This is a genomic window from Pusillimonas sp. DMV24BSW_D (genome assembly GCF_011388195.1).
In the GTDB taxonomy this organism is placed as follows: Bacteria; Pseudomonadota; Gammaproteobacteria; order Burkholderiales; family Burkholderiaceae_B; genus Neopusillimonas; species Neopusillimonas aestuarii.
In genome coordinates, this window is sequence record NZ_CP049990.1 from 498,854 (window position 1) to 516,516 (window position 17,663).

A 17,663-nucleotide genomic window follows, 5' to 3' on the forward strand; every position below is an offset into this window, starting at 1 on the left:
GGAATCATATTGTCTTTCTATCTATAGTACAATATACTGGTCGCAACAGAAAGATCAAAAAAAGTTTTATCCATTCAACCCGAAGGAAAACAAAATGACTTTATCGGTAAATCTTAATGCAGATATGGGCGAGGGGTTTGGTGCATACGACATCGGAGACGACAACGCCATTCTGAAAATCATCCGCTCTGCAAACATTGCTTGCGGCTTCCACGCGGGCGACGCCAACACCATGCGGCGCGTTGTGGAAAATGCCAAAAAAGAAGGCGTCAGCATCGGTGCACATACGGGTTTTAACGACCTGTGGGGCTTTGGCCGCCGCCGCATTCAAATGAAAGCGAGCGACCTGGAAAACATGATCGCCTACCAAATTGGCGCATTACAAGCCATGGCCGCGTATGCCGGTGAGAAAGTCACCCACGTGAAACCCCACGGCGCACTGAATAACATGGCCGCCGAAGACGAAGACTATGCCATGGCCATTGGTCGTGCGCTTAAAACCGTAGACCCTAACCTTATTTACGTTGCGCTATCGGGTTCCGAAATGGAAAAAGCCGCGGAACGTTTGAATTTGCCGCTGGCACGCGAAGGTTTCTGTGACCGCTTGTACGACGACAACGGCAACCTGGTGTCACGCGCAGTGGCCGGGTCGGTGATTAAAGATCCGAAAGTGGCCACCGAACAGGTGGTGCGCATGGTCACCGAAGGTGAAATTATTTCGATGTCGGGCAAGCGCGTAAAGCGTCGGGTTGATTCTTTATGTGTGCATGGCGACGAGCCCACAGCGGTTGCATTGGCCGCCATGGTGCGCGAAGGTTTGGAAGCTGCCGGGGTAAAAATTCTGCCGCTCACTGAAATGAAGCTTAACTAACTTATCCAGGAGCTCCAAATGGAAAACCAACCTAAAATTGCGATTCTTGGCGGCACGGGGGCCTTGGGTTCCGGGCTTGCAAAACGTTGGGTGCAAGCCGGCTTTCCGGTTATTGTCGGCTCAAGAACGGCAGAAAAGGCACAAGAAGCAGCCAACGCCTTAACGCCTGCGGCAGGCGGCCCCGCCCCCACAGGCATGAGCAACTACGACGCCGCCAAAGCGGCCGACGTTGTCGTGCTTACCGTACCGTTTTCAAATCACGATGCCATTCTCGACGAAATCAAAGACGTTGTTGAAGGCAAAATTGTTGTTGATGCGGTCGTGCCGCTGGTACCACCCAAAGTAGCGGTTGTGCAACTGCCGCCTGAAGGCTCGGCCGGTATGATTGCTCATAACAAAATTGGCGATAAGGCCCGTGTCGTTTCCGCTTTTCAAAACGTGGGCGCCAATAAGCTGCAAGCCGAAGGCCCCATTGCCTGCGATATTCTGGTTACCGGCAACGATGTTGAATCGCGCAAAACCGTTATTTCTTTAATTGAGCCCATTGGTATGCGCGGCATTGATGCCGGGGCCATTGCCAACGCCGCTGCGGCGGAAGCCATGACCTCATTGCTGATCGGCATCAACAAACGTTACAAGGTCGATTGCGCAGGCATTCAAATTACCGGCATTAACGGCTAAGGCACGCGTTATGCCCCACCTGCCTCATACGTCGATTCACCTGAACGCGCTGGCCGACTTCCCCATGATTGAGCCAAACAACGATTTGGCCGCAGTTCTGATTCAAAGCCTGCAACACAACGGCATTGCATTGGAAACACGGGATGTGGTCGTGCTGGCGCAGAAAATCGTATCGAAGGCAGAGGGGCGGCTTGTGCGCCTGGCCGATGTGCAACCGTCTGCCCGGGCGCTTGAGGTTGCCAAAGAAATCAATAAAGACAGCCGCATGGTTGAGCTGATCTTGTCTGAAAGCCGGGAAATCGTTGCGCAGCGCCCCGGCGTATTAATTGTTGAGCACCGCCTGGGCTACATCATGGCCAATGCGGGTATCGATCAGTCAAATATCGATCACCCCAACGATGAAGAATACGCCCTGCTGCTGCCGGAAAACCCGGATCAAACATGCGCCCAACTTAAAAGCGCGCTCGACCGCCATTTCAATGTCGATGTGGCGGTCATTATTAACGACAGTTTCGGGCGCCCATGGAGAATGGGTGTGACGGGCGTAGCGCTTGGGGCGGCGGGCTTGCCCAGCTTGCTAAGTTTAATTGGAAAGCCCGACCTCTATGGCCGTGCAATGCGCGTATCGGAAATTGCTTTTGCCGATGAAATTGCCGCCGCTGCTTCTTTAATTATGGGGCAAACCAGCGCCGGGCAACCGGTGGTTCACGTGCGCGGGCTTCAATGGGAAGAGCAAAGCAATTCCGCTCAAACCTTATTACGCCCCAGACATCAAGATTTATTTCGTTAGGAATGAGGCACAGCGCAATGACCGATCACCGCCCACCTTCCCCTCACTCATCCAAACGTGTGCTGGCCCTGTGTGGCGGTGTTGGCGGCGCCAAACTTGCCCGTGGCCTGAACGATCTTATTACGCAACCCGGCAACCTCACTATTACGGTAAACACCGGCGACGACTTTGAACACCTGGGCCTGAACATATGCCCGGATCTGGATTCGGTTGTATACGCCTTGGCCGACAAGAACGACCGCGAGCGCGGCTGGGGGCGGGCCGGCGAAACCTGGCATTGCCTTGAGTCACTCAAAGAACTGGGCGCAGAAAGCTGGTTTGCGCTGGGCGACCGCGACCTGGCCATGCACCTTGAACGCAGCCACCGCTTGCGCTCGGGCCAAACGTTGTCTGACGTTACCGCGCATATCTGCCGGCAACTGGGCATTCGCGCCCAAGTCATTCCCATGAGCAACAACCCCGTGCGTACGGTATTGCACACCAACGAGGGTGCCCTGGCTTTTCAGGATTACTTTGTCCGCAAAATGGGCAAGCCCAAAGTGGAAAGCCTCACTTACACTGGTGCCGACACCGCGCAGCCACAAGCCGACTTAATGGCACGACTGGCCGACCCGGAACTGGACGCCATTGTTATTTGCCCGTCGAACCCGCAGCTCAGTATTGAACCCATACTGGCCTTGAACGGTGTGCGCGAGGCATTGCGTGTTTCAAAGGTACCGGTTGTGGCGGTGTCCCCGCTGATTGGCGGCAAAGCAGTGAAAGGGCCGGCCGCAAAAATAATGCAAGAGCTTGAAATCCCGGTTGACTCCACCGGTATCGCACAGGTTTATCTCGACTTCATCAACGGCGTGGTCATCGATCAGGCCGATGAGCTCGATGCAGCATACGTATCGGTTCCCACTGTAGTAACACAAACGTTGATGAAAAGCCCGGAAGACGCCTTGAGTCTTGCGCAAGCAACACTTGAATTCGCTGACACATTGCGTCTTGAGGCCACTCAAACAAAGTAGAGCGAGGATGTATGACAGCTCACCGCCTGGCGGCAGTTATACCCGTTAAAAGTTTCAGCTATGCCAAACAACGGCTACAGCCGGTATTGTCGGGCAGCGAGCGGCGGCTTCTAGCCCAAGCCATGTTTGAAGATGTCATGGACACGCTTACGCAGTGCCGGGCATTAAGCGGCGTTTATGTTATTACCAGCGACCCCGAAGCGGTACAGCTGGCCGCCGACAGGGGGGTGAACACGCTGCACGACCCGATTATCGGTGGGCTTTCAGGTGCCGTGGCTAGCGCTGCGCAAACCCTTAAAAGCGTTGGTTTTGAAGGCATGCTGGTGGTGCCGGCAGACGTACCCGGTATCGATACACGAAGTGTTGACCGCATCATCAGCCGGCACGGCGCACCGCGGTCAGTCACCCTGGTGCCGGCCTTGCGAGACGGTGGCACCAACGCCATGCTATGTTCGCCACCCGATGTTATTCCGAACTGTTTTGGCCACAACAGTTTCCGGGCGCACTGCCAACTGGCAGCGTCGTCGGGCGCGCAACTGAACACGTTAAGCCTGCCCCAACTTCAATACGACATCGACCGGCCCCTTGATTTGCTTTCCTTCCTGCAACAGGAAAGCCCGACCCGCACGTACCGCTTTTTAATTCAAAGCGGCATTGCCGACCGTTTACGCGAAACTTCGCGCTCCGTTTTTTCATTGGCGAATACGTTTTTTCCGTATGCCGAACAAACGCCGGCCATTTCGAGCATTCACAAAGGATGATTATTGCTATGCAAAACTCAAACTCCCGCATGCACACGCCTCTTTCTGAAAGCGCGGCCTACGACCTGATTAACCAACCGATTTCGTCGCTATGCAAAACAGCGGCCCAATTGCGTGACGCCGGCCACGGCGAAGTTGTTTCCTATTCTCGTAAGGTTTTCATTCCGCTTACCCAGTTGTGTCGCGATGTGTGCCACTACTGCACCTTTGCGCAAACGCCGCGCAAAATGCCCGCGCCCTACCTAAGCATTCAACAGGTTGTTGATATCGCCCGCCAGGGCGCCAAAACGCAGTGCAAGGAAGCCTTGTTCACCCTGGGTGACAAACCCGAGTTGCGCTACCGCGCTGCACGCGAAGCGCTCGACGAAATGGGTTACGACAGCACCATTAGTTACCTGATTGCCGCCTGCAAGGCGGTGTACGAGGAAACCGGACTTATTCCGCATGTGAATCCGGGCCTGCTCACGCGCGACGATTTACTGCAATTGCGCACGGTTTCTGCGTCGCAGGGCATTATGCTCGAGAACGTTTCGCCCCGTTTGTGCGAACCGGGCCAGGCCCATTACGGCTCGCCCGACAAGGACCCCCAGGCGCGCCTGGAAACCCTGCGACTGGCCGGTGAGACCCGGGTTCCGTTCACATCGGGCATTCTGATCGGCATCGGCGAAACCCGGCGTGAGCGTATCGACTCACTGTTGGCTTTGCGCAAGCTGGACCAGGAATTCGGGCACATCCAGGAAATTATTGTTCAGAATTTTCGCCCCAAGCCCGGCACGCTCATGGCCAACGCCGAAGCGCCGTCGCTTGAAGAGCACCTATGGACAATCGCCGCAGCACGCTTGATTTTCGGGCCGGACGCCAATATTCAAGCGCCGCCCAACCTTCAGCCTGAAGGCCTGAAGCAATTGATTGATGCAGGCATTAACGACTGGGGCGGCGTCTCGCCCATCACGCCCGACCACGTGAATCCGGAAGCACCCTGGCCGCACCTTGAGGCGCTCTCTAAAGCAACGGAAAAAGCCGGTAAAGTACTGGCCGAACGTTTAACCGTTTACCCTAAATATGTACGCGAACTGGCCGACTGGGTCGACCCCGGTTTCCATACCCGTATTCTGCAATTAAGCGACGGCTATGGCCTGGCTTACACCGATGCCTGGACGGCCGGCAGCCAAACGCCACCCCCGGAAAAGATCGTTGAGCAAGCCAAACAAACTCGCGGCAGCGGCCCGGCCGTGCACAGCGAGGTCAGCGCCATTCTAAGCCGTGCACAGGCTGGAAAAACCTTAACCGAGCGCCACATTGAACGCCTGTTCCAGGCCCACGGCAGCGCCTTTTCCACCATTTGCCAGGCCGCCGATGAAGTACGCCGTCACGTGAACGGCAACGACGTCACGTTTGTGGTGAATCGCAATATCAACTACACCAACATCTGCGGTTACCGTTGCCAGTTTTGTGCTTTCGCAAAAGGCAAGGGTGCGGAAGACTTGCGCGGCAAGCCTTACGACTTGCCGTTAGAAGAAATTCAACGGCGTGTGCTGGAAGCATGGGAGCGAGGCGCAACCGAAGTGTGCATGCAAGGCGGCATTCACCCCTCGTACACCGGTGAAACCTATAAGGAAATTTGCGAGACTGTGAAAGCGGTGGTGCCGGAAATGCATATTCATGCGTTTTCACCGCTGGAGATCTGGCAAGGCGCCGAAACCTTGAATATGCCGCTGAAAGACTACCTGTTGATGCTGAAAGAAAGCGGCCTGTCGACACTGCCGGGCACGGCGGCTGAAATTCTCGACGACGACATCCGCAAGATTATTTGTGTCGATAAAGTCACTACAGACCAATGGATGCAGGTCATGCGCTCGGCCCATCAAGTTGGCCTGAAAAGCACGTCAACGATTATGTTTGGGCACATTGAAGGCTACCAACATTGGGCACGCCACTTATTACTGCTGCGCGAACTGCAAATGGAAACCGGCGGCATTACCGAGTTCGTGCCGTTGCCGTTCGTGCACATGGAATCGCCGATTTACAGAAAGGGGCGCGCACGCAAAGGCCCCACTTTCCGCGAGGCGATTCTGATGCACGCGGTGGGACGTTTGGCGCTGCACCCGCACATACCGAACATTCAGGCTTCTTGGGTGAAAATGGGCGTAACCGGTGTTGAGCTGTGCCTGAACGCCGGCGCCAACGACCTGGGCGGCACGCTAATGAACGAAACCATTTCGCGCTCGGCCGGCGCGTCGCACGGCCAGGAAATGACGGCGCCCACGTTAGAGTCGCTGTTGATTTCGATGGGGCGTACGCCGCGCCAGCGTTCCACTGCCTACGGCCCCGTTCCCGCCCATTTGCAACAACGGGCGCGGGAAGCCAAGCCCCCCATTCAGGCCATCGTGCCGCTCATGCGCAAACATGCCAAACGCCCCCGGGAAGTGGCTCATGTATAGAACGGACACCCTCGAACGACCGTGGCAAGATCCTGCCAACGTCGATGAGGCGTTGCCCGATGCGCGTTTCACCGACGTTGTATTGAACCGGCGATCGGTGCGGCGCTACCTGCCCGAGCAGCCGCCTTTGGCAACGATTAACAAGCTGCTGGAAATGGCCCTTACGGCACCGTCGGCGCATAATCGACAACCCTGGCGGTTTGTGGTGATTCGCAGTTACCAGGAAAAAGCCAAACTGGCCAAAGCCATGGGCGACAAGCTTGAACGAGACCGCACGGCCGACAACGACGACCCCGTTGACATCAAGAACGACGTGGCGCGCTCTTTCGCCCGCATTACCGGCGCGCCCACGCTCATTCTGCTGTGCGTGACGATGGCGGAAATGGACAGCTATCGCGACGCCGACCGAAGCCGACACGAATTCTGCCTGGCGACGCAAAGTGTTGCCATGGCGGGCCAGAACATCATGCTTGCCGCGCAAGCGTCCGGGCTTTCATCGTGCTGGATGTGCGCCCCCATGTTTTGTCCAACGCTGGTTCAAACAACGCTGAACCTGCCTGAAGGCTGGATTCCGCAAGGCATGCTAACGGTGGGCTATCCGGCAAACGCGGGCAAACCTTTTGTGCGTAAGCCACTGGAAGAGGTTGTCGTTTATCTCGACGAGGCACCGGTTGCCACGCCGCAATCATTTTCTTAATTACAACGCATCACAGGAGACCTCATGTTCACCCACAACAAAAACGCAACGCGTTCTGACTACCCTACCGAGTTACGGCACATTATGAATCTTGAGCGCGCCAACGAATCGCGTGAGTGGCTTTCAAGCTGGCGCATGCTAAGCGCGGAACCCACCCCCCTTGTGTCCATGAAACACCTGGCGCAAAAACTGGGGGTGGGCGCCGTATTCCTGAAAGACGAATCGAAACGCTCTCCTTTAGGCAGTTTCAAAGCGTTAGGTGCATCCATTGCGCTGATCAGACTCATCTTGCGTAAATTCCCCGACGCAGGCTTCACAGCACAGTCGCTTTTCAAAGGCGAACACGCGCAGGCACTTAAAGACTTCACGGTTGTCAGCGCCACTGCCGGGAACCACGGTTGTTCATTGGCTGCGGCCGCGCGCGACATTGGGTGCCGCTGCGTGATTGTTTTAAGCAGCCAGGTGAGTGCAGACCGCGAAAACGCCATTGCCTCGAACGGCGCGGAAATTGTGCGCGTTGCGGGCGACTACGATGACTCGGTTGAACATGCCGAGTCTTTATCGAAAACAGAAGGCTGGCTCGTGGTATCCGACACTTCTTACGAAGGCTATGAGGAGATTCCTCGCGACGTGATGCAAGGTTACGCTACGATTCCCTCGGAAGTGATTGACCAATTGGATGCGAAGAATTCAGATACGCCGCCGTTTACCCACGTGTTTTTGCAAGGCGGCGTGGGCGGTATGGCAGCCGGTATTACAGCTTACTTGTGGGAGCGCTACGGCAAAAACCGCCCCACCCTGATTGTGGTGGAACCGAACCAGGCCGACTGCCTTTATCAAAGTGCGCTTGCCGGGCATGCGGCCAGCGCAACCGGCGATATCGACTCTTTAATGGCCGGCCTGGCGTGCGGGGAAGCGTCTCCGCTGGCGTGGCGTTTCCTGCAACCCGCCTGCGATTATTTCATTACCGTATCCGATACGAAAGCCGTTGAAGCCATGAAGATATTGGCGGAAGGACAATACGGCGATGTCCCGATTGTCAGCGGCGGCTCGGGTGCGGCAGGTTTGGCGGCCCTTGTTGAACTCACCGAAAATGCCGCGCAAGGTAAAGAGGCCGGCATTAATGAAACGTCGAAAGTGTTGTTGATTAATACCGAAGGCGCCACCGCCCCCACGGATTATCTGCACCAAGTGGGTAAAACTGCGGAAGAAGTGCTTGCCGCGGCAGCCAAGGTGCAAGGCTGATTTTTACCTGGCAGGCTTACCAAGTAAAAGGGCGGCGAAGAAATTCGTCGCCCTTTTTACTGTCACGTGCGCAACGCACCGTATCAATAACCGTGAAACAAAAAATCGAGCGCAGCCGTAATTTTTGCGTGCTCATGCGTTAATGAAGCAACAGCATGCTTCAAAACACGCCGTGGTACAGCACCCAACTTAGGCGTTTCCAGTAAATAGTTTTCGCCGTTAATTTCAAATACCGGCGTAAGATGCGCTGAAAGCTTCACATTCGGAAAGTCGCTTAAACGGCGCAAAGGTATCACAACGCAACTGCCTAAGTCGTCCAGAAGATCGCTTTGCACATTAAGCAAATAAGGCGTGGTTGTGGCGTGCTTGCCTGGGTTGGCATAAACATCGAAACGCGCCATTAGAAACTTCTCCACTCATCGAGCGGTAATCCTTCATTTTCAATAGTTTCGTTATAGGCGTTTATAAAACCCGCATGCTCGTTACGCCAACGACGCGCTTGCTCAAGACGAACAATTTCCCGCAAATGTGCATCGCACACTTGCGAAATATTGATCCCCAATTGCTTGGCTTGCTTTAAAACGTCGACACTGAGGCTTAAATTGGTCGCACGCTTGGCGGAGTGCGTAATTTTCATTTCCATTCCTTTTGCGCATTTACTATGCGCATAAATCATAGCCATATATTAATATTGGAATGGAACTTGCGCAACGCGCCGCTTACAACAGCCCCGCCAGCCTATTCACAATTGCACCCATCTCTTCGCTTTCGGTTTTCACCACGACATCGGGCTGTTCCGGTGCCTCGTACGCACTGTTGATACCGGTCATGTTGGGAATTTCGCCTTTGCGGGCACGCTTGTAGAGGCCTTTGGGGTCGCGGGCTTCACACACTTCCAGCGGCGTATCCACGAATACTTCCATGAAGCGGTCTTCACCGATGAGTTCGCGCGCCATCTCGCGCTCGCGGCGGTAGGGCGAAATAAAAGCAGTCATGACGATTAAACCGGCGTCCATCATGAGCTTGGCCACTTCGGCAATGCGACGGATGTTTTCCACGCGGTCGGCTTCGGTAAAGCCCAGATCTTTGTTCAGGCCCTGGCGAATATTGTCGCCGTCCAGAATGTAGGTGCGGCGGCCCTGTTCATGCAATTGCTTTTCCAGGGCATTGGCAATGGTGGATTTACCCGAGCCCGACAAACCGGTGAACCAAATAACTTTACCGGGGTGGCCGTTCAGGCGTTCGCGGTCTTCACGCGTAATGCTTAGCGCCTGCCGATGCACGTTCTGAGCGCGACGCAAGCTGTGGGTAATCATGCCCGCCGCAACGGTGGCATGGGTGAATCGGTCGACCAGAATAAAGCCGCCCAGCGCGGGCAGATTGGCATAGGTGTCGAACGCTACCGGGCGGCTTAGCGCCACATTACACACGCTAATGTCATTCAAGCCTAACTGCCTGGCGGCTTCATGGGCCAGGGTATTCACGTTAATACGATGTTTAATAGTCGTTAGCGTGGCGCCGGCCCACTGATTGGCCAGCTTCATTTCATAGCTGCGCCCCACCAGGCCGGGGTCGTCGTGCATCCACACAATGGTGGCTTCGAACTGGTCGGTTGTGTTTAACGGCGTGTCGGCGCGCGTAAGAATGTCGCCCCGCGAGGCGTCAATTTCGGTGTCTAGCGTTAGCGTAATGGCCTCGCCTGCCTGGGCCTTGTTCAGGTCGCCGTCCATGGTAACGATGCGCGCGACATTGGCGGTTTGGCCAGAGGCGGTCACGCGCACGGTTTCACCGGGCTCAATATGGCCGGCCACGACGGTGCCGCTAAAACCGCGGAAACTTGCGTCCGGCCGGTTCACCCATTGCACCGGCAGCACAAACTGCTGATCGTTGCGGCGCGTAACCGTTACGGTTTCCAGATAGCCCAATAAAGTGGGGCCGGTGTACCAGCCGGTATGGGCGGAGCGCTCTACCATGTTGTCGCCCTTCAGCGCCGACACGGGAATCGCGGTGATACTTTCAAACCCCAACGCCTGGGCAAAGGTTTTGAAGGTTTCTTCTATTTCATTGAATGTGGCCTGGTTGTAGTTGACCAGATCCATTTTGTTCACCGCCAGCACTACGTGGCGGATACCCACGAGCGACGTTAAGAAGGCGTGGCGCCGGGTTTGAGTTAGCACACCCTGGCGCGCATCGGCCAGCAATACGGCGACGTCGGCCGTAGAAGCGCCGGTGACCATATTGCGGGTGTACTGTTCGTGCCCGGGGGTGTCGGCCACAATGAATTTGCGATGCTCGGTGGCAAAGAAGCGGTAGGCGACGTCAATCGTAATACCCTGCTCACGCTCGGCCGCCAGGCCGTCTACCAACAGCGCGAAATCGATCTCTTCGCCTTGCGTGCCGTGGCGGCGCGAATCGGCTTCCAGCGTGGCAAGCTGGTCATCGAACAGTTGCTTGGACTCCCAAAGCAAGCGGCCAATGAGGGTACTTTTGCCGTCATCGACACTGCCGCAGGTGATAAAGCGTAACAGGTCGTGGCTGGATTGCTGGGCGACCCAATCAGCGGCGCTGGTGTGTTCTGCGGGAGCGCCAGGCGCCGCTTTCATAGACGTTTTTGCGATTGCCGGCGCACCAGCCGGTGGTTTCAGTTGCGTTGTATTTGTACTTGAACGACTCATTAGAAATATCCTTCCTGTTTTTTCTTTTCCATGCTGCCGGCGCTGTCGGTGTCGATTTTGCGGCCCTGACGTTCGGATGTGCGCGCGTTAATGAGTTCCAGCAAAATATCGTCGAGCGAGTCGGCCTGAGATTCGACCGCACCGGTAAGGGGGTAGCACCCCAGGGTACGGAAACGCACCGGTTTCATTTGAATGTCTTCACCGGGCAACAGGCGGCAGCGGTCGTCGTCAACCATCATGATCATGTCGTCGCGCACCACCACAGGGCGCGGCTCGGAAAAATACAAGGGCACCACGGGAATGTCTTCCTGGTATATGTATTGCCAGATGTCCAGCTCGGTCCAGTTCGACAACGGGAAAACGCGAATGCTTTCGCCGGGATTTTTCTTGGTGTTGTACAAGTTCCAGAGCTCGGGGCGCTGGTTTTTGGGGTCCCAACGATGGGTGGCGGTGCGGAACGAGAACACGCGTTCTTTGGCACGCGACTTTTCTTCATCGCGCCGGGCTCCGCCGAACACCACGTCGAACTTGTATTTATCCAGCGCTTGTTTCAGGCCTTCGGTTTTGGTGATGTCGGTATGCAGCGCCGAGCCGTGATCGAACGGATTAATATCTTTTTCAATGGCTTCCGGGTTAATGTGCACCAGCAGATCCATACCCGACTCAGCCGCCATATAGTCGCGAAACAGGTACATTTCCTGAAACTTCCAGCGGGTGTCTACATGCAGCAGCGGGAACGGCGGCGGCGCGGGATAAAAGGCCTTGCGCGCCAAGTGCAACATGACCCCGCTATCTTTACCCACCGAATACAACATGGCGGGGTTTTGTGCTTCAGCTACGGCTTCGCGAATAATATGAATACTTTCTGCTTCCAGGCGCTTTAAGTGAGGCGAAACACCAATGCCCTGGGCCTTGCGGCGCGGGCGCAGGTTCAGTACGGGTTGGTAGGCCTGAAGCAGCAGGGTTATGCCGTTGGGGATAGCAATGGGGGCAGCGTCACTGGTTGATTCGGCTGCACTTAGGTTGCGCAACAAGCCCACCAGTTCGCCATGCGGAAACACGGCAATGTCTTTGCCGATATGCTGTTGCAGTTGCACCAGGGCGGCGACTATTGCGTCTTCACCGTTGCCTAACGGCACCCAGAAACGGGCGCCGCGCGGGTCGTTCGCGTGCAGGCACGGCACGCCGCTGGGTAAATCGGCCAGTTGCGCAAACAGAATACGCTTACGCTGGCTGCGCACTTTTTCCAGCGCCCAATTCAGCACCTGCGTGCGAAGTGTGCGGCCGTGTTCATCGCGCAGGTTTTCGGCGTTCAGTTCCGCCGGCAACAATTTAAGTTCATGCAAGCGCCGTTCAGTGGTGCGCCGGGTATGCGCGGCGTTGTCGCCGGCCAAATGAGCATGGGCCAGGTCGATATCCCACACTTGAGGTTGATCGAGCCCTTGCACAGAAATGGCCGGACGGGTTTTAGAAGCAACAGTTGATTCAGGCATTGTCGTAATTTGCAGTTATTAGCTTAGTATTGTGATTATCAAGGCACGCTGCTAGCATTTCAACTCCCCAATTCGCTATAAGCAAATAATGCGACACATTAACGCCGGGCTGGAATTGGCCCCATTACTTGAAAAAATTGCCTACGACGCAGGTAAACAGATACTGCGTGTTTATGCGCAGACGAACATTAAGGCAAACAGCAAGGCCGACCAAAGCCCGGTAACAGCGGCCGATTTGTTGGCTCATGAAAGCATAGTGCGTGGTTTGCACGCTACATTTCCCGGCGTGCCGGTGGTTTCCGAGGAAGACGACGCGTCGCTGGCATGGCGATTACCCAAGGGTTGCTATTGGCTGGTGGACCCTCTAGACGGCACAAAAGAATTTCTGAATCGCAACGGCGACTTCACGGTCAACATTGCGTTAATTGAAAACGGTCAGGCCACGTTCGGCATGGTATACGCCCCGGCACACGATACGTTCTATTGGGGTGGAGCGGGGCTAGGGGCGGCTATGCGTGAGAAAGGCGTTGTGACGGTTTTGGCAAGAAAAGGCAGTGAAAGCCGTTACCCCAATGAAGGGGAATCGGCACACAAGAGCCGCCTGCGCGTAGTGGCCAGCAAAAGCCATCTGAATGAACAAACCCAAACGTTCATTCAACAGTTGGGTGACGTTGAGCTGGTGCAGGCCGGCAGTTCGTTGAAGTTTTGCACTATCGCACGCGGGCAGGCCGACCTTTATCCGCGCCTGGGCCCCACCTGCGAATGGGACACGGCTGCCGCCCACGCGGTACTGGAAGGCGCCGGTGGCGTAGTGCTGGACATACACGGCCAACCTTTGCATTACGGGAAGGCAAATGTGCTGAACCCATGGTTTGTTGCGGCCGCCCGTGGTGAAGATGCCCGTTCAGCGTTACGGTTGAACGCGGCAAATTTACCTTTATCCCAGCCGACAACACAGAAGCCCCATCATGATTGACCTAAGTTACACCGTCGCCGGGGCGTTAACCGGTTTTGTGGTGGGTATTACCGGCGTAGGCGGCGGCGCGTTGATGACCCCTATTCTGGTCTTGTTTTTTGGCGTTGCGCCCACCACCGCCATTGCCACCGACTTATGGTTTGCCGCCATTACCAAACTGGTGGGGGCCCGCATTCACCAGCGATCCGGCACCGTGGACTGGCAAGTGGTACGGCGCCTGTGGTGGGGCAGCTTGCCAGTGGCTCTGGCCGTGGTTACGTGGGTCAGCTTAGGCGCCCAAGTACACAAGTTCGATTGGCTGACCGCCGCCATTGGAGTTGTGGTGGGGATTACCGCCCTGGGCATGCTGGCGGCACCGAAACTGCAAGCCGCCGCCCGCCATCGGCGGCTTGATCACCCTGCGAAATTCAAATCATGGCAGCCGGGCCTTACCATTACCGGCGGCGCGGTGCTGGGTTTATGTGTAGCGCTAACGTCAGTGGGCGCAGGTGCGCTGGGCAGCATTATGCTGTTGTATTTATACCCGTTACGCATGACCCCCCATAAACTGGTGGCCACCGACATTGTGCATGCCATTCCGCTGGCGATTGCAGCCGGCTTGGGCTATTTGTTTGCGGGAATGGTGAACTGGCCCATGCTGCTCAGCCTGCTTATCGGTTCGGTACCCGCCATTGTGCTGGGCAGCCTGCTGGCTGGAAAGTTGCCGGGGCGGGCGATACAAATTGCGCTGGCGATGGTGTTGCTGATTACTGCGGTTAAGTTGCTGGTTTGATTTAATCGCTCTTAAAGAGACACTAAATTAACTCCGATGCGTCTCTTAATCGTCCCGCAGTTGTTGGCAAGCCACCCCTTTCCAGAGCATCGGCAAATTCGGCCGGCGTAGACCCCGGCTTTCTGCGTCGCTGGCGCATACGTTTAAACGCAGCAATTGCATTTACCGGGTCTAAATCCCACTGATTCACGATAAAAGTATCTGGATCGACAGCTTCGAGCTCGAATTCCATCAAAACTGATGCAGGGAAATCTTGCAAATTAGAGGTGACAATACAATCAACATGTCCTGCAATAGCGGCCGAAAGAACATGACGATCATTAGGGTCGGGCAGAACAACGCCATGAAATAATTGCGACCATGCAGATTCCGGTATTTCCCAATCAGGGACCGCTTCACGCATGGCATCGCGGCGAACATTCAGTTTTCCGACAAGATCAGGTCGATTTCGTTCGATAGCTCTAACCCATTCATCTTCAATTCTTGTTGTCCACTTCGCGGCGAAGAACCCAGCCGTTGCCAGACTCATTAAGGAATCAGCCATTGCTAATGGATACAAAACACAAGCATCTAACAATGCGGTGTAACGAACGTGGCCCGCCATTAGTAATCTAAACCAAGTTCACGGGCATTTTCCGCCATTTTCTTTAGAGCATTTGCTTGTCGGGCACGCATATTTCGACCGTACTCAACCAAATCGTCCAACGCAATTCGTCGATGCGAACCAACCTTCCGATACGGCAACCTGCCGGCCTCTATTTCTTTAATAACGAAAGGCCGCGAAACATTCAAAAAATTAGCTGCCTCAACCGTTGTGAACTCTTGATCTGTTGGCATCAAGACAACAGGACGACCCTCACTCATTACCCCTAACAGTTGACCAATCAATTTTAATGCAGCAGGCGGCACCTCAACCGTTGGATGTTCCCCCTTATCCGTCGTTAATGTAATTGACGCCGCTCTTGAATGATCAAGCGCGGCCATAATGCACCGCTGAGCAACTCGCACCATTTCTTTGTCTTTAGGGCTCAGCGGCGGCGAAACCTCACGAACCCTGTCAATAGCACGCATATGTTTCTCCTTGCATACTTATCCATAACCCACAGGCCAGAAAGAAATCGGACCCCAAACTCAATAATACACTAAGTGAAATAAATGAAATAAACGAAACAAATTACCATTTGATTTCTACATTTTGTATTGTTTCAAAAACACATAAACAAATAACCTGCGCGGGAATAAGAATATAACCAGCGCAAAAATATAAACATAACGATTCAATTGTTTGGTTGGGCGCCAACGGTTCCTAGAATGAAAGCACTTTCATGGAATCAGCCCAACTTATGTTATCGACTTCTTTGCTTTCCACCGCACAGCGCAGCCAGGTGGACGACTTAACAACCGATCTGGATCCCAATGCGCTGACATGGCTTTCCGGCTACTTTGCCGGGATTGCGCAGGAGCGCGGCAAGCAAGGGCACGTTAGTGCAGATCCCGTCACACCCGAGCTTGCGCCCGCCGCGGCGCAACCGGAAGCGAAAAACGCACTTACCGTCACCGTACTGTTCGGCAGCCAAACCGGTAACGCGCAGCGTCAGGCTGAACAGTTGGCCGCCGACCTGCAAACAGCCGGGCTCACGGTCAACCTGGTGCGGGCCGATCAATACAACGTGCGCGATCTGAAAAATGAACGCTTGCTGTATGTGGTTATAAGCACACAGGGCGACGGCGATCCACCGGACGACTCAATGGGGTTTGTTGAATTTCTGAACGGTCGTCGTGCACCGAAACTGCCCGAACTGCATTATGCCGTGCTCGGGCTGGGTGATTCCAGCTACCCCGAGTTCTGCGGCATTGCCAAAACGCTTGACGCCCGTTTCGATGAATTGGGTGCGCAGCGTTTGCAAGCCGTGGGTACGGCCGACCTGGACATTGAAACCATTAGCGACCCGTGGCGTGAAAGCGCGGTAAAACATGCGCGAGAACAAGCCGGCAACGATTTGGCGCCAAGCAGGGACACGCTGAACGAGCGTGCTATCGGCGGCAGCGGCACTGGGGCCACCGTTACTCCGCTGCATCCGGTTCCACGCACTGCCGCCTATTCCCGAAATCATCCTTTCCAGGCGGAACTGTTATTGAATCAGCCTGTTGTTGGGCGCGGTAGTGTGAAAGACATTCGCCATATTGAGTTATCGCTGGAAGGCAGCGGGCTGCATTACGAACCCGGCGATGCATTGGGCATCTGGCCCAAACAGGATCCCGCATTGGTTCAGGCGGTGTTGCAGGCTACAGGACTGAAAGGCGAGGAAGCCGTCACGTTGGGGGATGACACCCGCTCCGTGTACGACTGGTTGCGTCAACACCGTGAGCTGACCGTATTAACGCGCCCCTTCCTGGAGGCGCATGCAGGCAAACAGCAAAATACCTCCGAGAGTCTTGGTTTAAGCGAGCTGCTGGCACCGGAAAACAGCGCCAACCTGCGCGCCTGGCTCACCTCCAACCAACTATTGGATGTGTTGCAAGCATTCCCGGCGCAATGGACGGCGCAGGATTTCATTCAAGCCCTCCGGCCGCTCACGCCCCGCTTATATTCCATTGCCTCGGCGCAATCGGTGGTGGATGAAGAAGTGCATTTAACCGTTGCCAATGTCGCTTACGACACGAACGGAGAACCGCGCTGGGGTGTCACCACTCGTTTCCTGAACCAGATTGAGGAAGGCGAATCGGTGCCGTTGTTTATAGAAAAGAACGAGCGCTTCCGCCTACCGGCCGATTCGCAACGCGACATCATCATGATTGGACCGGGAACCGGTGTGGCGCCCTTCCGCGCGTTTATACAGGCTCGCACCGAGGCGGGTGCCACCGGACGCAACTGGCTGTTCTTCGGCAACCCGCATTTTCAAACCGACTTCCTGTACCAAACGGAATGGCAGCAGGCCGTTGCCAAGGGTGAACTGCACCGGCTTGATCTGGCCTTTTCCCGCGACCAGGCCCAGCGCATCTATGTACAAGACCGCTTGCGCGAACACGCTGCCGATGTGTATGACTGGATTGAAAACGGCGCCCATGTATATGTGTGCGGCGACGCCACGCGGATGGCCAAAGATGTACATCAAACATTGCTGGACATTGCCCGCGAGCAGGGCGGTCGCACGCAAGAGCAGGCATCGGAATGGCTGAACAACCTGGCCGCCCAGGGCCGCTACGCACGCGATGTTTATTAATCAACCGCGCAGCGTTCGCAACGTCAA

General features: G+C 55.5%; 17 protein-coding genes. 11 read left to right on the plus strand and 6 right to left on the minus strand.

Features of this window, described 5'->3' with window-relative positions; all coding sequences use genetic code 11:
- Positions 1–94 precede the first annotated feature (94 nt).
- Genes G9Q38_RS02345 through G9Q38_RS02380 form a run of 8 tightly spaced genes read left to right on the plus strand, consistent with a single transcriptional unit; the run spans position 95 to position 8,496 of the window.
- A complete protein-coding gene (locus G9Q38_RS02345) occupies positions 95–871 on the plus strand; it encodes a LamB/YcsF family protein (protein ID WP_119441810.1) in 777 nt (258 codons plus the stop codon).
- Positions 872–889: 18 nt separating this feature from the next.
- The gene (npdG, locus tag G9Q38_RS02350) at positions 890–1,552 is read left to right on the plus strand and encodes an NADPH-dependent F420 reductase (protein ID WP_119441811.1); all 663 of its coding nucleotides are present in this window, start codon (positions 890–892) and stop codon (positions 1,550–1,552) included.
- Positions 1,553–1,562: 10 nt separating this feature from the next.
- Positions 1,563–2,342, plus strand: coding sequence for a coenzyme F420-0:L-glutamate ligase (gene cofE, locus G9Q38_RS02355; protein WP_166127432.1), 780 nt, complete (start codon positions 1,563–1,565; stop codon positions 2,340–2,342).
- Positions 2,343–2,359: 17 nt separating this feature from the next.
- Positions 2,360–3,352 carry a 2-phospho-L-lactate transferase gene (gene cofD, locus G9Q38_RS02360; RefSeq protein ID WP_166127434.1) on the plus strand — a complete coding sequence of 331 codons (993 nt, stop codon included), beginning with the start codon at positions 2,360–2,362 and terminating at the stop codon, positions 3,350–3,352.
- An 11-nt stretch (positions 3,353–3,363) separates the two neighbouring features.
- The gene (cofC, locus tag G9Q38_RS02365) at positions 3,364–4,113 is read left to right on the plus strand and encodes a 2-phospho-L-lactate guanylyltransferase (protein ID WP_166127450.1); all 750 of its coding nucleotides are present in this window, start codon (positions 3,364–3,366) and stop codon (positions 4,111–4,113) included.
- An 8-nt stretch (positions 4,114–4,121) separates the two neighbouring features.
- On the plus strand, positions 4,122–6,554 hold the full coding sequence (cofH, locus tag G9Q38_RS02370; protein ID WP_205962329.1) for a 5-amino-6-(D-ribitylamino)uracil--L-tyrosine 4-hydroxyphenyl transferase CofH: 2,433 nt from the start codon (positions 4,122–4,124) through the stop codon (positions 6,552–6,554).
- Entirely contained in the window at positions 6,547–7,251 is a 705-nt protein-coding gene (locus tag G9Q38_RS02375; protein ID WP_166127455.1) for a nitroreductase family protein, read from the plus strand. The genes cofH and G9Q38_RS02375 overlap by 8 nt, the downstream gene beginning before the upstream one ends.
- Positions 7,252–7,275: 24 nt before the next feature.
- Positions 7,276–8,496: a diaminopropionate ammonia-lyase gene (locus G9Q38_RS02380; protein WP_166127458.1), complete on the plus strand. Its 1,221-nt coding sequence runs from the start codon at positions 7,276–7,278 to the stop codon at positions 8,494–8,496.
- 83 nt (positions 8,497–8,579) lie between these two features.
- On the opposite strand, the gene G9Q38_RS02385 is transcribed toward G9Q38_RS02380, so the two are convergent.
- From G9Q38_RS02385 to cysD, 4 genes are all read right to left on the minus strand, one after another.
- Complete coding sequence (locus tag G9Q38_RS02385) at positions 8,580–8,897, minus strand: CcdB family protein (protein ID WP_166127461.1); 318 nt, start codon at positions 8,895–8,897, stop codon at positions 8,580–8,582.
- Positions 8,897–9,133, minus strand: coding sequence for a type II toxin-antitoxin system CcdA family antitoxin (locus tag G9Q38_RS02390; RefSeq protein WP_166127463.1), 237 nt, complete (start codon positions 9,131–9,133; stop codon positions 8,897–8,899). The genes G9Q38_RS02385 and G9Q38_RS02390 overlap by 1 nt, the downstream gene beginning before the upstream one ends.
- A gap of 82 nt (positions 9,134–9,215) precedes the next feature.
- The gene (cysN, locus tag G9Q38_RS02395) at positions 9,216–11,171 is read right to left on the minus strand and encodes a sulfate adenylyltransferase subunit CysN (protein WP_228276175.1); all 1,956 of its coding nucleotides are present in this window, start codon (positions 11,169–11,171) and stop codon (positions 9,216–9,218) included.
- The gene (gene cysD / locus G9Q38_RS02400) at positions 11,171–12,073 is read right to left on the minus strand and encodes a sulfate adenylyltransferase subunit CysD (protein ID WP_205962352.1); all 903 of its coding nucleotides are present in this window, start codon (positions 12,071–12,073) and stop codon (positions 11,171–11,173) included. The genes cysN and cysD overlap by 1 nt, the downstream gene beginning before the upstream one ends.
- A 679-nt stretch (positions 12,074–12,752) precedes the next feature.
- Here cysD and cysQ point away from each other — a divergent pair.
- Both cysQ and G9Q38_RS02410 read left to right on the plus strand, forming a co-directional pair.
- A complete protein-coding gene (gene cysQ, locus G9Q38_RS02405) occupies positions 12,753–13,640 on the plus strand; it encodes a 3'(2'),5'-bisphosphate nucleotidase CysQ (protein WP_166127466.1) in 888 nt (295 codons plus the stop codon).
- The gene (locus G9Q38_RS02410) at positions 13,633–14,412 is read left to right on the plus strand and encodes a sulfite exporter TauE/SafE family protein (protein ID WP_166127468.1); all 780 of its coding nucleotides are present in this window, start codon (positions 13,633–13,635) and stop codon (positions 14,410–14,412) included. Before cysQ ends, G9Q38_RS02410 begins: the two co-directional genes overlap by 8 nt.
- A 22-nt stretch (positions 14,413–14,434) precedes the next feature.
- On the opposite strand, the gene G9Q38_RS02415 is transcribed toward G9Q38_RS02410, so the two are convergent.
- Complete coding sequence (locus tag G9Q38_RS02415) at positions 14,435–15,016, minus strand: PIN domain-containing protein (protein WP_166127471.1); 582 nt, start codon at positions 15,014–15,016, stop codon at positions 14,435–14,437.
- Positions 15,016–15,483, minus strand: coding sequence for a helix-turn-helix domain-containing protein (locus tag G9Q38_RS02420; RefSeq protein ID WP_166127474.1), 468 nt, complete (start codon positions 15,481–15,483; stop codon positions 15,016–15,018). Before G9Q38_RS02420 ends, G9Q38_RS02415 begins: the two co-directional genes overlap by 1 nt.
- Positions 15,484–15,737: 254 nt before the next feature.
- On the opposite strand from G9Q38_RS02420, the gene G9Q38_RS02425 reads away from it, so the two are divergent.
- A complete protein-coding gene (locus G9Q38_RS02425) occupies positions 15,738–17,636 on the plus strand; it encodes an assimilatory sulfite reductase (NADPH) flavoprotein subunit (protein WP_228276176.1) in 1,899 nt (632 codons plus the stop codon).
- Positions 17,637–17,663: the final 27 nt, after the last annotated feature.

Excerpts from the sequence above, each read along its gene's own strand:
- cofD (WP_166127434.1), top strand. The coding sequence starts at position 2,360 with ATGACCGATCACCGCCCACCTTCCCCTCACTCATCCAAACGTGTGCTG.
- G9Q38_RS02390 (WP_166127463.1), bottom strand. The coding sequence starts at position 9,133 with ATGAAAATTACGCACTCCGCCAAGCGTGCGACCAATTTAAGCCTCAGT.
- G9Q38_RS02420 (WP_166127474.1), bottom strand. The coding sequence starts at position 15,483 with ATGCGTGCTATTGACAGGGTTCGTGAGGTTTCGCCGCCGCTGAGCCCT.
- G9Q38_RS02425 (WP_228276176.1), top strand. The coding sequence starts at position 15,738 with ATGGAATCAGCCCAACTTATGTTATCGACTTCTTTGCTTTCCACCGCA.
- cofE (WP_166127432.1), top strand. The coding sequence starts at position 1,563 with ATGCCCCACCTGCCTCATACGTCGATTCACCTGAACGCGCTGGCCGAC.
- G9Q38_RS02380 (WP_166127458.1), top strand. The coding sequence starts at position 7,276 with ATGTTCACCCACAACAAAAACGCAACGCGTTCTGACTACCCTACCGAG.
- cofC (WP_166127450.1), top strand. The coding sequence starts at position 3,364 with ATGACAGCTCACCGCCTGGCGGCAGTTATACCCGTTAAAAGTTTCAGC.
- npdG (WP_119441811.1), top strand. The coding sequence starts at position 890 with ATGGAAAACCAACCTAAAATTGCGATTCTTGGCGGCACGGGGGCCTTG.
- G9Q38_RS02375 (WP_166127455.1), top strand. The coding sequence starts at position 6,547 with ATGTATAGAACGGACACCCTCGAACGACCGTGGCAAGATCCTGCCAAC.
- G9Q38_RS02345 (WP_119441810.1), top strand. The coding sequence starts at position 95 with ATGACTTTATCGGTAAATCTTAATGCAGATATGGGCGAGGGGTTTGGT.
- cysN (WP_228276175.1), bottom strand. The coding sequence starts at position 11,171 with ATGAGTCGTTCAAGTACAAATACAACGCAACTGAAACCACCGGCTGGT.
- cofH (WP_205962329.1), top strand. The coding sequence starts at position 4,122 with ATGCAAAACTCAAACTCCCGCATGCACACGCCTCTTTCTGAAAGCGCG.
- G9Q38_RS02385 (WP_166127461.1), bottom strand. The coding sequence starts at position 8,897 with ATGGCGCGTTTCGATGTTTATGCCAACCCAGGCAAGCACGCCACAACC.
- G9Q38_RS02415 (WP_166127471.1), bottom strand. The coding sequence starts at position 15,016 with ATGGCGGGCCACGTTCGTTACACCGCATTGTTAGATGCTTGTGTTTTG.
- cysQ (WP_166127466.1), top strand. The coding sequence starts at position 12,753 with ATGCGACACATTAACGCCGGGCTGGAATTGGCCCCATTACTTGAAAAA.
- G9Q38_RS02410 (WP_166127468.1), top strand. The coding sequence starts at position 13,633 with ATGATTGACCTAAGTTACACCGTCGCCGGGGCGTTAACCGGTTTTGTG.